General features: G+C 64.3%; 10 protein-coding genes. 6 read left to right on the top strand and 4 right to left on the bottom strand.

Going from position 1 to position 13,262, the window contains the following annotated elements:
* Nucleotides 1–265, top strand: a 265-nt coding sequence (locus IEX41_RS12100) for a formyltransferase family protein (protein ID WP_277874177.1), incomplete at its 5' end; no start/stop codon positions are given.
* A 232-nt stretch (nucleotides 266–497) separates the two neighbouring features.
* Here IEX41_RS12100 and mfd read toward each other — a convergent pair.
* Entirely contained in the window at nucleotides 498–3,977 is a 3,480-nt protein-coding gene (gene mfd / locus IEX41_RS12105) for a transcription-repair coupling factor (protein WP_229673197.1), read from the bottom strand.
* A gap of 54 nt (nucleotides 3,978–4,031) precedes the next feature.
* Nucleotides 4,032–4,559 (bottom strand): component of SufBCD complex, encoded by a 528-nt coding sequence (locus IEX41_RS12110; protein ID WP_188790525.1) that lies wholly within the window; start codon nucleotides 4,557–4,559, stop codon nucleotides 4,032–4,034.
* Between the two features lie 128 nt (nucleotides 4,560–4,687).
* On the opposite strand from IEX41_RS12110, the gene hemB reads away from it, so the two are divergent.
* On the top strand, nucleotides 4,688–5,686 hold the full coding sequence (hemB, locus tag IEX41_RS12115) for a porphobilinogen synthase (RefSeq protein WP_188790526.1): 999 nt from the start codon (nucleotides 4,688–4,690) through the stop codon (nucleotides 5,684–5,686).
* Between the two features lie 232 nt (nucleotides 5,687–5,918).
* Nucleotides 5,919–6,473, top strand: coding sequence for a lipid-binding SYLF domain-containing protein (locus IEX41_RS12120; RefSeq protein ID WP_188790527.1), 555 nt, complete (start codon nucleotides 5,919–5,921; stop codon nucleotides 6,471–6,473).
* Between the two features lie 172 nt (nucleotides 6,474–6,645).
* Here IEX41_RS12120 and IEX41_RS12125 read toward each other — a convergent pair whose 3' ends face one another.
* Complete coding sequence (locus IEX41_RS12125; protein WP_188790528.1) at nucleotides 6,646–6,915, bottom strand: usg protein; 270 nt, start codon at nucleotides 6,913–6,915, stop codon at nucleotides 6,646–6,648.
* Nucleotides 6,916–7,145: 230 nt separating this feature from the next.
* Between IEX41_RS12125 and gyrA the strand changes: the two genes are divergently transcribed.
* Entirely contained in the window at nucleotides 7,146–9,857 is a 2,712-nt protein-coding gene (gyrA, locus tag IEX41_RS12130) for a DNA gyrase subunit A (protein ID WP_229673199.1), read from the top strand.
* Nucleotides 9,858–10,016: 159 nt separating this feature from the next.
* Nucleotides 10,017–10,709, top strand: a complete 693-nt coding sequence (locus IEX41_RS12135) for a M48 family metalloprotease (RefSeq protein ID WP_188790530.1) — start codon at nucleotides 10,017–10,019, stop codon at nucleotides 10,707–10,709.
* A 20-nt stretch (nucleotides 10,710–10,729) separates the two neighbouring features.
* Here the strand turns inward: IEX41_RS12135 and IEX41_RS12140 are convergent, their stop codons facing one another.
* The gene (locus tag IEX41_RS12140; protein ID WP_188790531.1) at nucleotides 10,730–11,035 is read right to left on the bottom strand and encodes a hypothetical protein; all 306 of its coding nucleotides are present in this window, start codon (nucleotides 11,033–11,035) and stop codon (nucleotides 10,730–10,732) included.
* Nucleotides 11,036–11,240: 205 nt separating this feature from the next.
* Here IEX41_RS12140 and thrS point away from each other — a divergent pair, with 205 nt between their 5' ends.
* On the top strand, nucleotides 11,241–13,187 hold the full coding sequence (gene thrS, locus IEX41_RS12145; protein ID WP_188790532.1) for a threonine--tRNA ligase: 1,947 nt from the start codon (nucleotides 11,241–11,243) through the stop codon (nucleotides 13,185–13,187).
* The last annotated feature ends 75 nt before the right edge of the window (nucleotides 13,188–13,262 follow it).

Genomic DNA, 13,262 nt, shown 5'->3' on the forward strand with positions numbered 1-13,262 from the left:
CGAGCGCGGCGTGAAACTCATCGGGGCCACCTCGCATTACGTCACCGCCGACCTCGACGAAGGCCCGATCATCGAACAGGACACGGTGCGCGTCACCCACGCGCAATCCCCCGAAGACTACGTCTCGCTGGGCCGCGACGTCGAGGCGCAGGTGCTGGCCCGCGCGATCCACGCGCATATCCATCGCCGGGTTTTCCTCAACGGCAACAAGACGGTGGTCTTCCCCGCCTCCCCGGGCAGCTACGCCTCCGAGCGCATGGGCTGACCAGCCCNCGGATTTGGCTCACCTTGTATGCGCACAGATTCCGGTGGCCTCCTGCCCGTGGCCAAGGTCCTGCAGTGCGTATTTGACAAGAGAAGAAACAAGGGGTGCGCGCCATCAAGACCGCGCCCCTTGTTTCCTTTGACCTCAAATATCCCGGGGGAGGCCGCCGAAGGCGGACGGGGGCAGCGCCCCCACCCGGGCCGCGCCGAAAGGCGTGGCAGCGCGCAGCGCCTTATTTCTTCTCCTTGATGCGGATGGTCCCTGCCTTCTCGGCAAGGTCCCGGGCAATGGCATAGGCGCCCTTGATCTTGTCGCTGTCCCGGGCCCAGTCACGGCGCACGACGATCTTGTTGTCCTTGATCTTGGCCTGACCCCGCTCGCCTTGGATGTACTCCACGAGCCCCTCGGGCTTGGCAAACTTGTCGTTGTGGAACTGCACCGTCGCGCCCTTGGGGCCCGCGTCGAGCTTGGCGATCCCTGCCCTTTTGCACATGTCCTTGATCCGCACCACCAGCAGCAGCGTGTTGACCTCCTTTGGCAGCTTGCCGAAGCGGTCGATGAGCTCGGCGGCAAAGCCTTCGAGTTCGACCTTCGTGGTCAGCTGGGACAGGCGGCGGTACAGGCCAAGGCGGACGTCGAGATCGGGCACGTAATCCTCAGGGATGAGGACCGGCACGCCAAGGCTGATTTGCGGCGCCCACTGGCCATCATCGTCCATAAGGCCTTGGCTTTCGCCCGAGCGGATCTTGGCAATCGCCTCTTCGAGCATCGATTGGTAGAGTTCGTACCCAACGTCGCGCATCTGGCCGGACTGTTCTTCGCCAAGCAGGTTGCCTGCCCCACGGATGTCGAGGTCCTGGCTTGCCAGCGTGAACCCAGCCCCCAGCGTGTCGAGAGAGCCCAGAACCCGCAGGCGCTTTTCGGCGGTGTCGGTCAGCTTGGTGCGCGGCTTGGTGGTGAGGTACGCATAGGCGCGGGTCTTGGACCGGCCCACACGGCCCCGGATCTGGTAGAGTTGCGACAGGCCAAACATGTCCGCCCGGTGCACCACCATGGTGTTGGCCGTCGGGATGTCGAGGCCCGATTCCACGATCGTCGTCGCCAGCAACACATCATACTTGCCGTCGTAGAAGGCATTCATCCGGTCGTCGAGCTCGCCCGCCGCCATCTGACCGTGGGCGACCACGTAGCTGACCTCGGGGACCTGTTCACGCAGGAACTCCTCTATTTCGATAAGGTCCGAAATGCGCGGCACGACGTAGAAGCTCTGGCCGCCTCGGAAATGTTCGCGCAGCAGCGCCTCGCGGATGGTCACCGCGTCGAATTCCGACACATAGGTGCGGATCGACAGGCGATCCACCGGGGGCGTGCCGATGATCGACAAATCGCGCACCCCCGAGAGCGACAGTTGCAGCGTGCGCGGAATCGGTGTCGCCGTCAGAGTCAGCACGTGGATGTCAGAGCGCAGCTGCTTCAGCCGCTCCTTGTGACCAACGCCGAAATGCTGCTCTTCGTCGATGATCAGCAGCCCGAGGTTCTGGAACTTGATCCCCTTGGCCAGCAGCGCGTGGGTGCCCACCGCGATATCCACGGTGCCTTTCGAGATGCCATCCCGCGTCTTGGCCGCATCCCCCGAAGACACGAAGCGCGACAGCGGCGCTACGTTGATGGGGAAGCCCCGGAAGCGTTCCGCGAAGCTTTTGTAATGCTGTCGGGCCAGCAGCGTGGTCGGCGCTATCACCGCCACCTGCACGCCGGACATGGCTGCAACGAAGGCCGCACGCATGGCAACCTCGGTCTTGCCGAAGCCCACATCGCCACAGATCAGACGGTCCATGGGCTGGCCGCTGTCCATGTCCGACAGCACATCCTCGATTGCCGAGACCTGATCGTCGGTTTCCGTGTAGGGGAAGCGGGCGCAGAAGCTTTCCCAAGCCCCCGGCGGCGGGTCGATGACTGGCGCCTTGCGTAGCGCCCGCTCGGCCGCGATGCGGATGAGCCTGTCGGCCATCTCCCGGATGCGTTCCTTCATGCGGGCCTTCTTGGCCTGCCATGCGCCGCCGCCGAGCTTGTCCAAAAGCCCTTCATCATGGCCATAGCGCGACAAAAGCTCGATGTTCTCGACCGGCAGGTAGAGGCGCGCACTTTCAGCGTATTCCAGAAGCAGGCATTCATGCGCCGCGCCGGCCGCAGTGATCACCTCCAAGCCATGGTAACGCCCAATGCCGTGATCGACGTGGACCACGAGATCACCCGGCGACAGGGACTGCGTTTCGGTCAGGAAATTCTCGGCCTTGCGACGCTTTTTCGGGGCACGGATCAGCCGGTCTCCAAGCACGTCCTGCTCGGAGATCACCGTAATTCGGCCATCCCCGAAAGGCGCCTCGAAGCCCGTCTCCAGCGCCCAGACCGCAAGATGCAGCCCGCGCTTGCCAATGCGGGCGCCGTTGGCGACGGGCACTGCCTCGGACAGACCTTCATCTTCGATAAGGCCGGTCAGACGTTCCCGCGCGCCTTCGGACCACGAGGCGATGAGGACAGGGCCCTGCGCCATCTTCTTCTTCACATGGTCCGCGAGAGCCGCAAAAAGGCTGATGTTCTCCTGCTGCCGCTCGGGTGCGAAGTTTCGTCCGATGCGCCCGCCTGCATCCACCACGCCGGGGCCCGAGCCCTGCTGCAGCGGATGGAACTGCACCACGCGGCGGCCTTCGGTGGCCATCTCCCACGCGGTGTCGTCGAGGTATAGCTGCCCCGGCGGCACGGGTTTGTAGACCGAATCCAGCCGGCCCTTCTGCGTCATGGCGTGGCGGCGGGTGTCGTACTGGTCGGAAATGCTCTCCCACCGTGCCAACCGCGCGGCGGTGAGCTGATCGTCCATCAGCAGCGGCGCACCGGGCATGTAATCGAACAGCGTCTCGAGGCGCTCGTGGAAGAACGGCAGCCAGTGTTCCATACCCTGCTGCTTGCGCCCGGCGGTGACGGATTCATACAGCGGATCGTCCGCGCCGCCTGCCCCGAACTCCACCCTGTAGTTCTGGCGGAAGCGCAGGATCGCGGCCTCGTCGAGGATGACCTCGGAGACCGGAGCCAGCTCGACCGCGTCAAGCGTCTCGGTGGTGCGCTGAGTCACCGCATCGAAGCGGCGCGCCCCGTCCAGAACATCACCGAAAAGATCGAGCCGCACCGGACCGCCATCGCCGGGCGGGAAGATGTCGATGATGCCACCACGAACCGCGTAGTCTCCCGGCTCGGTCACCGTGGGTGACTGCACGAAGCCCATGCGCACGAGGAACTGCCGCAAGGCCGCCTCATCGATGCGATCGCCGACGCGGGCCCCGAAGGCGGCCTCGCGCAGTGTATCCCTTGGCGGTAGGTATTGCGTGGCCGCCGACAGCGTGGTGAGCAGGATGAAGCGCTCGGGCATGCCGTGGACCAGCCCCGCCAGCGTCGCCATCCGCGTGGCGGAAATGTCGGGATTGGGTGACACCCGGTCATAGGGCAGGCAATCCCAGCCCGGGAATGTGATCACCGGCATGTCCGGCGCGAAGAACGCCAGCGCATCGCGCAGCGCCGCCATGCGTTGGTCGTCGCGGGCGACGTGCAGCACCGGGCCGCCGGCCTTCTCGACCTCGGCCAGAACAAGCGTTGCGTCGAAACCTTCGGGCGCGCCGCCCATGGTGATGCGGGCCGGGGGGATCTGGGTCTTTGCCATGAGCGCTGATTTGGCCCGCGCGAGCCCTGCCGTCAACTGCGCAAATGCGTGCGCTCAGCCGCCGAGGGCCGTGAAGGTCATGTTGTGGAACATCCCCCACAGCGCGGTGATGAAGATCGACATCATGCCGATCAGCTGGATGACGAACCGATGTGTGCCAAGCTTTCGCCACAGGTCCGGGCCGGTGAGGCCGAAACCGCGGATGCGCAGGGCGATCCGCACGCTCAGAAGCCCGACCAGCGCCATGGGGCAGCCCAGCAGGAACAGGGCCTGGCTGATCTCGGCCCCGTAGACGAACCCGGACACCAGAAGGGCGCTGAGGATCATGCAGCCAATGCCGATGACCCAGACGCCGGAAACCTCGGAGATATAGAGCAGGCGGTTCACGTTGATCCGGACCATGTCCTCAAGATCAAGCTCGGCCTGTCCACCCTGCCGGCGGGCGCGCATCACCATGTCGAAGGGAACGCCCAGCACCCAGTGGCTCGCGCTCGACCACATGACGGCAAGGGCAATCCAGAACCACAGGTTGGAAAAGGATCGCAATTCAATGGTTTCCAGAACGATGCGATACCAGTCCACTAGGCCTTGAACCCCTGTCGGTGCCGGCCGGGGCCGGGCCTTCATGCGCAGCCCTGTGACAGCGCGCCCTCTTGTGAGGGCGCTCTTTCCATGCCACCCAAGAGGCACGTTTACAAGAGAGGCCCGTCATGAAACCCACCCTTGCCGCCTTTCCGGCAACACGTCTGCGCAGGCTCCGCAAATCGCCGGCCATCCGCGCGCTGGTGAACCAGTCGGTGCTGAGCCCGGGCGATTTCATCTGGCCGGTCTTCGTGCGCGACGGAGACGGCGTGATGGAACCCGTGGCCTCCATGCCCGGCGTCAACCGGCTGTCGGTGGACAAGGTGGTCGAGGCGGCGCGCGAGGCCCATGCCCTTGGCATCCCGGCGATCTGCCTTTTCCCCTACACGCCCGAGCATCTCAAGACCGAGGATTGCGCCGAGGCCTGGAACCCCGAGAACCTGTCCAACCGCGCCACGCGGGCGATCAAGGATGCGGTTCCCGACATGGCGGTGATGACCGACGTGGCGCTCGATCCCTACAACATCAACGGCCATGACGGGTTCGTCCGGGATGGCGAGATCATCAACGACGAAACCGTCGAAGCCCTCGTGAAGCAGGCCCTGAGCCAGGCCCGCTCAGGCGCCGACATCATCGGCCCGTCGGACATGATGGACGGTCGTATCGGCGCGATCCGGGCCGAGCTGGAGCGCGAAGGGTTCCGCAACACGCTGCTGCTGAGCTATGCTGCCAAGTTCGCTTCGGCCTTCTACGGCCCCTTCCGCGATGCGGTGGGCGCGTCTGGTGTATTCAAGGGCGACAAGACCACCTATCAGATGCAGCCCGGCAACTCCGACGAGGCCATGCGCCTGATAGAGCGCGACCTTTCTGAAGGCGCCGACATGATCATGGTGAAGCCGGGGATGCCCTATCTCGACATCTGCCGCCGCGCCAAGGACATGTTCGGCGCGCCCACCTTCGCTTATCAGGTGTCCGGCGAATACGCGATGCTGGCGGGCGCTGCCGAGCGCGGCTGGCTCGACCACGACAAGGTCATGCTGGAAAGCCTGACCGGATTCAAACGCGCGGGCTGCGATGGCGTACTCACCTACTTTGCGCCGGCGGCGGCACGCCTGCTCAACGGCTGATCTCCGCGCAGCGACGCGCAAAGCGCCTTCGAACGGCGGAATGCCGCCCTCCAGGCCCGGTTCGGCGTGACAGCCCCGGCAACCGCAGCTATGGTTTTGGCCAGCAACCGGCGGGACAGTCGGGCGGACAGGCTATTGTCGGCATGGCCGGCTTACAAGGGGCCGGCTCAGCCGGCTTGCACAGGGGCCGGGATCGCCCGGCTTGGACAGAGACAGGACGAAAGAGCAGATCATGACCATCAGCAGACGCAGCCTTGCTCTCGGGTTGGGCGCTTCGGGGCTTCTTGCCGCATGTGGAAACGGTGTCGGCAGCGTTGGCGCGCCGACCATCGACGCGCGCGTGGACAGCACCCTGAGCCAGATGTACTCGCAGTTCCCCGGCACGGTGGATCTTGCCAACAAGTCCACCGGCATGCTCGTGATGCCGCTGGTGACCGAAGCCGGGCTTGGCCTTGGCGGCGCCTACGGCCGCGGCGCGCTGCGCGTGGGCGGTGCCACCGTGGATTACTACTCCATGGTCAAGGGCTCCGGCGGCTTGCAGATCGGCGCCCAGCAATATGCCCATGTGCTGTTCTTCATGACGCAAGACGCGCTGCAGAACTTCCGCTACTCCCCCGGCTGGGCCGCCGGCGCGAACGTGGAATATGCCACCCCCGAACGCGGCGAGACCCTGGCGGCGGAAACCACTACCTCGCTCGCGCCCGTCATCGCGGTGATCTTCGGCCAGTCCGGCCTGCGCCTCGGCGCGACACTCGAAGGCACGAAATACACCCGGATCATTCCCTGATCTCATGGCGATGGAGGGGCGCTGCCCCTCTTCGCCTGCGGCGCAGCGCCCCAGGATACGTGCAGCGACTGGACGCGCCAAGCGCGGCTCCCGGTTTCCTTTGACCAAAATATCCCGGGGGAGTCTCCACAGGAGACGGGGGCAGAGCCCCCTGTTGCCACCGGGCCCGGACCTAGTGGTAGCGGAATTCGCCAACCACCTGCCGCCACTCCCCGGCACCGATCATCTTGCGATGTGTAAAGCGGATCGAATGCAGAGGCCCCTCGATGCTATCCTGCCAGAATTCAATGAACTCAAAGAGCCTTTTGTGGTCCGGGGCAAGATCATACTCCTGCCAGACGAAGGTGTTGAGAACATTCCTGTAATCCGGCATGCGATAGAAGATTTCCGCGGTGGTCAGCCCGTAGCCTTTCAGCATGAGTTCCGTCGGCGTTTCCTGCATCGCTTTACCTCCTGTCTGCCCTGTTGTAACAGCTTGCGGACAGTTCAGTTATTTTTCAATGAAAACAGGTTGTTGGCAGGCAATCAAGGTGGCTGCCAGAAATGCGGGCGCGCCACCATTGCGCCCCATATCCTGTCTCTGGTATAAGCGGTTTCAACAAGATATAGCTTCACGACGGACAGGCGAGCAACGTGACGGATACGCCGGAACCCCCTGAAAACGATGACGAAATGAGCAGACCCGAGCGTCCTGCTCCCACCGGACCCGGTATTTCGATCATCGACGAGATGAAATCGAGCTATCTCGATTACGCCATGAGCGTGATCGTGAGCCGCGCGATTCCGGACCTGCGGGACGGTCTCAAACCGGTCCACCGCCGGATCCTCTATACCATGTGGGAAAACGGCCAGACCCGCGCCAAGGGCTATCGCAAATGCGCGACCGCCGTCGGCGATGTCATGGGCCGCTACCACCCCCACGGCGACAGCGCGATCTACGACGCTCTGGTGCGGATGGCGCAGGACTTTTCCATGTCCCTGCCGCTGATCGATGGCCAGGGCAACTTCGGCTCCATGGACGGCGACCCGCCCGCGGCCTACCGTTACACGGAGGCCCGACTCGACAAGACCGCCGAGGCGCTGCTCGAGGACATCGACAAGGACACCGTCGATTTTGTTCCGAACTACGCCAACGAGCGCAGCGAGCCTGTGGTTCTCCCGGCGCGCTACCCCAACATCCTTGTAAACGGCTCCGAGGGCATCGCCGTCGGCATGGCCACCCGCATCCCGCCACACAACCTTGGTGAAGTGGCGGACGCGACACTTGCGCTGATCGAGAACCCGGACCTGTCGTCCGAGCAGCTGATCGAATACATCCCTGCCCCGGACTTTCCCACGGGTGGCGTGATCCTTGGTCGATCGGGCGCGCGAAAGGCCTACCTCGAGGGGCGCGGCAGCGTCATCATCCGGGCCAAGACCCGGATCGAGGAGATCAAGCGCGACCGCTATGCCATCGTCATCGACGAGATCCCCTACCAGGTGAACAAGGCGGTGATGATCGAGCGGATCGCCGAATCCGTCCGTGACAAGAAGATCGAAGGCATCTCGCACGTTCAGGACGAATCCGACCGCTCCGGCGTGCGCGTGGTAATCGAGCTCAAGCGCGATGCCACCGCCGAGGTGGTGCTGAACCAGCTCTACCGCTTCACGCCGATGCAGACCTCTTTCGGCTGCAACATGCTGGCGCTGAACGGCGGCAAGCCTGAGCAGCTGACCCTGCGGGCCTTCCTCACCGCCTTCGTGGACTTCCGCGAGGACGTGGTGGCGCGCCGCACGGCCTACCTGCTGCGCAAGGCGCGCGAGCGGGCGCATATCCTCTGCGGTCTGGCCGTGGCAGTGTCGAACGTCGACGAGGTGGTGCGCACCATCCGCCAGTCCGCCGATGCGGCCGAGGCGCGCGACAAGCTGATGACCCGGCGCTGGCCCGCCGAGGATATCCTGCCCTACATCGCGCTGATCGATGACCCGACCCACACCGCGAACGAGGACGGCACCTATAACCTGTCGGAAACGCAGGCCCGGGCCATCCTCGAGCTGCGGCTGCAGCGCCTGACCCAGATCGGGGTCAAGGAAGTCACCGACGAGCTCGAGGAACTGGCAGGCAAGATCCGCGAATACCTCGAGATCCTCGGCAGCCGCGAGCGGATCATGGAGATCGTGTCAAACGAGCTTAGCGCGGTGAAGGAACAGTTCGCCGTTCCCCGCCGGACCGAGATCATCGACTGGGCCGGCGACATGGAGGACGAGGACCTCATCGAGCGTGAGGACATGGTCGTCACCGTCACCGCCGGCGGCTACATCAAGCGCACGCCGCTGGGTGAATTCCGCGCCCAGAAGCGTGGCGGCAAGGGGCTTTCGGGCGGCGGCCTGAAAGAGGACGACGTGGTCACGCAGCTGTTCGTGGCCAACACCCACACCCAGCTGCTGTTCTTCACCACCGAGGGCATGGTATACAAGCTCAAGACCTGGCGCCTGCCGCAGGGTGGCCGGACCTCGCGCGGGAAGGCGATCGTCAACATCCTGCCGATCCCGCAAGGGGTGTCGGTGGCGGCGATCATGCCGGTGGACCGGGAAGAGGCCGACTGGGACGATCTGCAGATCGTCTTTGCCACCTCCAAGGGCTCTGTGCGCCGCAACCGGCTTTCGGATTTCACCAACGTCATGCGCAACGGCAAGATCGCGATGAAGTTCGATGGCGAAGACGAAACCACTCGTCTCATCAACGCCCGGATCTGCTCCGAGGATGACGACATCATGCTTGTCACCAACTCGGGCCGCGCGATCCGCTTCCCGGTGCCGGAGGTGCGGGTGTTCAACTCGCGCAACTCCACCGGGGTGCGGGGCATCAAGCTGTCGAATGGGGACGAGGTCGTGTCCATGTCCATCATCCGCCACTTCGAGGCGGAATCGGACGAGCGGGCCTCCTACCTCAAGATGCGCCGTGCCATGGCCGGGCTCGCGGACGATGCCGAAGGCTCTTCGGATGAAGAGGAAGGCAACGCCGACAGCCTGCTGCCGGCCGAGCGCTATGCCGAGATGTCCGCTGCCGAGAACCTGCTGCTGACGATCACCGCCAAGGGTGTCGGCAAGCTGTCTTCGAGCCATGACTACCCCGTTCGGGGCCGTGGCGGCATGGGCGTGACCGCGTGGGAGAAATCCATGCGCGGCGGCGAGATCGTGGCCTCCTTCCCGGTCGAAATGGACGACCAGATCATGCTGGCAACCTCGACCGGCCAGTCGATCCGGGTGCCCGTGGAAGGCATTTCCTTCCGGTCCCGCGCAGCGGGCGGTGTGAAGGTCTTCAATACCCGCGAAGGCGAGGTCGTCGTGTCGGTGGCCTGGATTGCCGACCAGGGCGACGAAGACGAGGTCGAAGAGGGCTGAGCCCCTCCCGCCCCGAAGTGATCAATACGTCCCGGCCGGGGTTCTGGCCGGGACGTTTTTCTTTTGCGTATCTGGAAAGAGAAGAAACAGCGGGTCATGCCCAAGAACCGGCGCAGGTTCGGCTTGGAACCGGCGCAGGCCGGGCCCATATTGTGTGGTATGTTGAAGTTTACCCCGATCCTGCTGGCGCTGCTTTACGGCTTTGCGATGTATCGCTTTTCGGTCTGGCGTACCTCTCGCGAGCTGGACGCGAAATCGACCGAGCTTGCGGATGGGCAGCTCAGGGCGCTGACCGACCGGATGGCCAAGGCGCTGGACCTGCCGCGAATCCGCGTGAACATTTACGAGATCGAGCCGGTCAACGGGCTGGCGGCGCCGGATGGACGGATCTTCATCACGCGCGGGTTCTACAACCGTTACCGTGCCGGTGAGGTGTCGGCCGAGGAGCTCGCCAGCGTCATCGCGCACGAGCTGGGGCACGTGGCGCTGGGGCATTCGCGGCGGCGGATGATCGACTTTTCCGGGCAGAATGCTATCCGGACAGCCCTCGTGATGGTGTTGGGACGGATCCTGCCGGGTGTTGGTCCATGGGTTGCAAGCATGCTCATGCGCCTGCTGTCGGCACGACTGTCGCGCGGCGATGAATACGAGGCGGATGCCTATGCCGCGGCCCTCCTGCACAAGGCGGGGATCGGCGTGACCCATCAGAAGTCGTTGTTCCGCAAGCTCGATCAGCTCTCCGGCGGCGGGCGCGGTGTGCCCGCATGGCTGCTGTCACACCCCAAGACCGAAGAGCGTATCGCCGCGCTCGAGGTGCTCGAGGCGCGCTGGGACGATGCTTCGAAACACTAAGCCAGCCCTTTTCGGCGCGGTCAGTTTCGCAGGATCATCCGGAGGCGGCTGCGCTTGTTGCTGTCGCTTCGGTTGCTGTGGAGGATGCCCCTCACCCGCCCGGCCTGTTCGGGCGTGATGCTGGCCGGGTCAGCCCGGGGCATCAGGAAAGCAAGGCGGCTTTTTTCGCCTCGGGTCAGCGTTACGGGGCGTCCGATGCTGAGGGTCCAGTTGCGCTCGTGCACGCCTGTGCTGCCCTGCGCGTAACCTTGCGCGGCGGCAAGGCCAGGGGCCGCCGCTCCGAGCGCGGCGGTGAAAAGAACCATGGCATATGTGCGACGGATCATATCGCTGTCTCCTGTTGCCGTTCGGGATGGCGCGCCCGCCGGCGCCCGCATCCCGTTCCATTAAAAGGATAAGCCGCATCGCCAGCACCACAAGGGGGCACCACGGGTTCTTGACACCCCTGACCACGGGGGTCACAAGGCGCAGGTAACCATATACCCGCAACCGGGCGTTCCGTGGGCGCCAGACCGACGAGGAGAGCCATAGATGGCCCAGATCTCCCTAACCTTTCCCGATGGCAATGCACGTGAGTTCGAGGCCGGCGTAACCGCCGCCGATGTCGCTGCGTCGATCTCCAAGAGCCTGTCGAAGAAGGCGATTTCCGCCACCGTCGACGGCCAACACTGGGATCTTCAGTGGCCGATCGAGGCCGATGCCGCCATCGCCATCAACACCATGTCCGAAGAGGACGCCGCGCTTGAGCTGATCCGTCACGACATGGCGCATGTCATGGCCCGCGCGGTCCAGGCGATCTGGCCGGACACCAAGGTCACCATTGGCCCGGTGACCGAGAACGGCTGGTTCTACGATTTTGACCGCACCGAGCCCTTCACCCCCGAGGATCTTGGCGAGATCGAAGCCAAGATGAAGGAAATCATCGCGGCCCGAGATCCCGTCCGCACCGAGGTCTGGGACCGGGAGCGTGCGCGCAAGCATTACGAGGACAGCGGCGAGCCCTACAAGGTCGAGCTGCTCGATCGTATCCCCGAAGGCGCGCCGATCCGCATGTACTGGCACGGTGCGTGGCAGGATCTGTGCCGCGGCCCGCACCTTCAGCACACCGGCCAGCTGCCCGCCGACGCGTTCAAGCTGATGGGCGTCTCGGGCGCCTACTGGTTCGGCGATGTCACCCGCCCCATGCTGCAGCGCATCCAGGGCGTGGCCTTCAAGAACCGCGATGATCTGAAGAAATACCTCAACTTCCTCGAAGAAGCGGCCAAGCGCGATCACCGCAAGCTGGGCCGCGAGATGGACCTGTTCCACCTGCAGGCCGAAGCGCCGGGCCAGATCTTCTGGCATCCGAACGGCTGGTCGATCTACACCAGCCTGCAGGATTACATGCGCCGCATGCAGACCGCCGGCGGCTATGTGGAAGTGAACACTCCGCAGGTCGTCGACCGCAAGCTGTGGGAAGCCTCCGGGCACTGGGACAACTACCAGGAAAACATGTTTATCGTCGAAGTGGACGAAGAACATGCCCGTGAAAAGGCGATCAACGCGCTCAAGCCGATGAACTGCCCCTGCCACGTGCAGATCTTCAACCATGGGCTCAAGTCCTACCGCGACCTGCCGCTGCGCATGGCCGAATTCGGCTCGTGCAACCGCTACGAGCCGTCGGGCGCGCTGCACGGCATCATGCGGGTGCGCGGCTTTACGCAGGACGACGCCCACATCTTCTGCACCGATGACCAGATCGAGGCGGAGACCAAGAAATTCATTGAATTTCTTGCCCGCATCTACGCCGACCTCGGCTTCGAGAACTGGACCATCAAGCTTTCCACCCGTCCCGAAAAACGTATCGGGTCCGAGGAGAGTTGGGACCGGGTCGAGGCGGCGCTTGGCGATGCCTGCAAGGCGGCCGGCTACGGGTTCGAGCTGCAGGAAGGCGAAGGCGCCTTCTATGGCCCGAAACTCGAGTTCACGCTGACCGACGCAATCGGCCGCGAATGGCAGTGCGGCACGCTTCAGGTGGACCCCAACCTGCCGGAGCGGCTCGATGCCAGCTATGTGGGCCAAGATGGTGAAAAGCACCGCCCGGTCATGCTCCACCGCGCCGTGCTGGGTAGCTTCGAGCGCTTCATCGGCATCCTGATCGAAGAACACGCAGGCAAGCTGCCCTTCTGGCTGGCCCCGCGCCAGGTGGTTGTCGCCTCGATCACGTCCGAGGCCGACGATTACGTTCTGGAGGTTGTCACCGCACTCAAGGCCGCTGGCGTGCGCGCCGAGGCCGACCTGCGCAACGAGAAGATCAACTACAAGGTCCGCGAGCATTCCGTGGGCAAGGTGCCGGTCATCCTTGCGGTTGGTCATCGCGAAGTGGAGGAACGCACCGTCACCGTGCGCCGACTTGGCGAAAAGCAGACCAAGGTTGCCTTGCTCGACGAGATCACCGCAGAGCTTGGCCACGAGGCCACCGCACCCGACCTGCGCTGAGCCCTGAGCCGGGCCACGGTCGCAACACAGCAAAACGCCCCCGCGCAGCGCTCTGCCGGGGGCGTTTTCATGTCT

Origin of the sequence: Salipiger pallidus (genome assembly GCF_014643635.1) — a bacterium.
GTDB classification, from domain to species: Bacteria; Pseudomonadota; Alphaproteobacteria; order Rhodobacterales; family Rhodobacteraceae; genus Salipiger; species Salipiger pallidus.

Bases quoted from the DNA above. Each gene is read 5' to 3' on its own strand.
- mfd (WP_229673197.1), bottom strand. From the start codon at position 3,977: ATGGCAAAGACCCAGATCCCCCCGGCCCGCATCACCATGGGCGGCGCG.
- hemB (WP_188790526.1), top strand. From the start codon at position 4,688: ATGAAACCCACCCTTGCCGCCTTTCCGGCAACACGTCTGCGCAGGCTC.
- IEX41_RS12120 (WP_188790527.1), top strand. From the start codon at position 5,919: ATGACCATCAGCAGACGCAGCCTTGCTCTCGGGTTGGGCGCTTCGGGG.
- IEX41_RS12125 (WP_188790528.1), bottom strand. From the start codon at position 6,915: ATGCAGGAAACGCCGACGGAACTCATGCTGAAAGGCTACGGGCTGACC.
- gyrA (WP_229673199.1), top strand. From the start codon at position 7,146: ATGAGCAGACCCGAGCGTCCTGCTCCCACCGGACCCGGTATTTCGATC.
- IEX41_RS12135 (WP_188790530.1), top strand. From the start codon at position 10,017: ATGTTGAAGTTTACCCCGATCCTGCTGGCGCTGCTTTACGGCTTTGCG.
- IEX41_RS12140 (WP_188790531.1), bottom strand. From the start codon at position 11,035: ATGATCCGTCGCACATATGCCATGGTTCTTTTCACCGCCGCGCTCGGA.
- thrS (WP_188790532.1), top strand. From the start codon at position 11,241: ATGGCCCAGATCTCCCTAACCTTTCCCGATGGCAATGCACGTGAGTTC.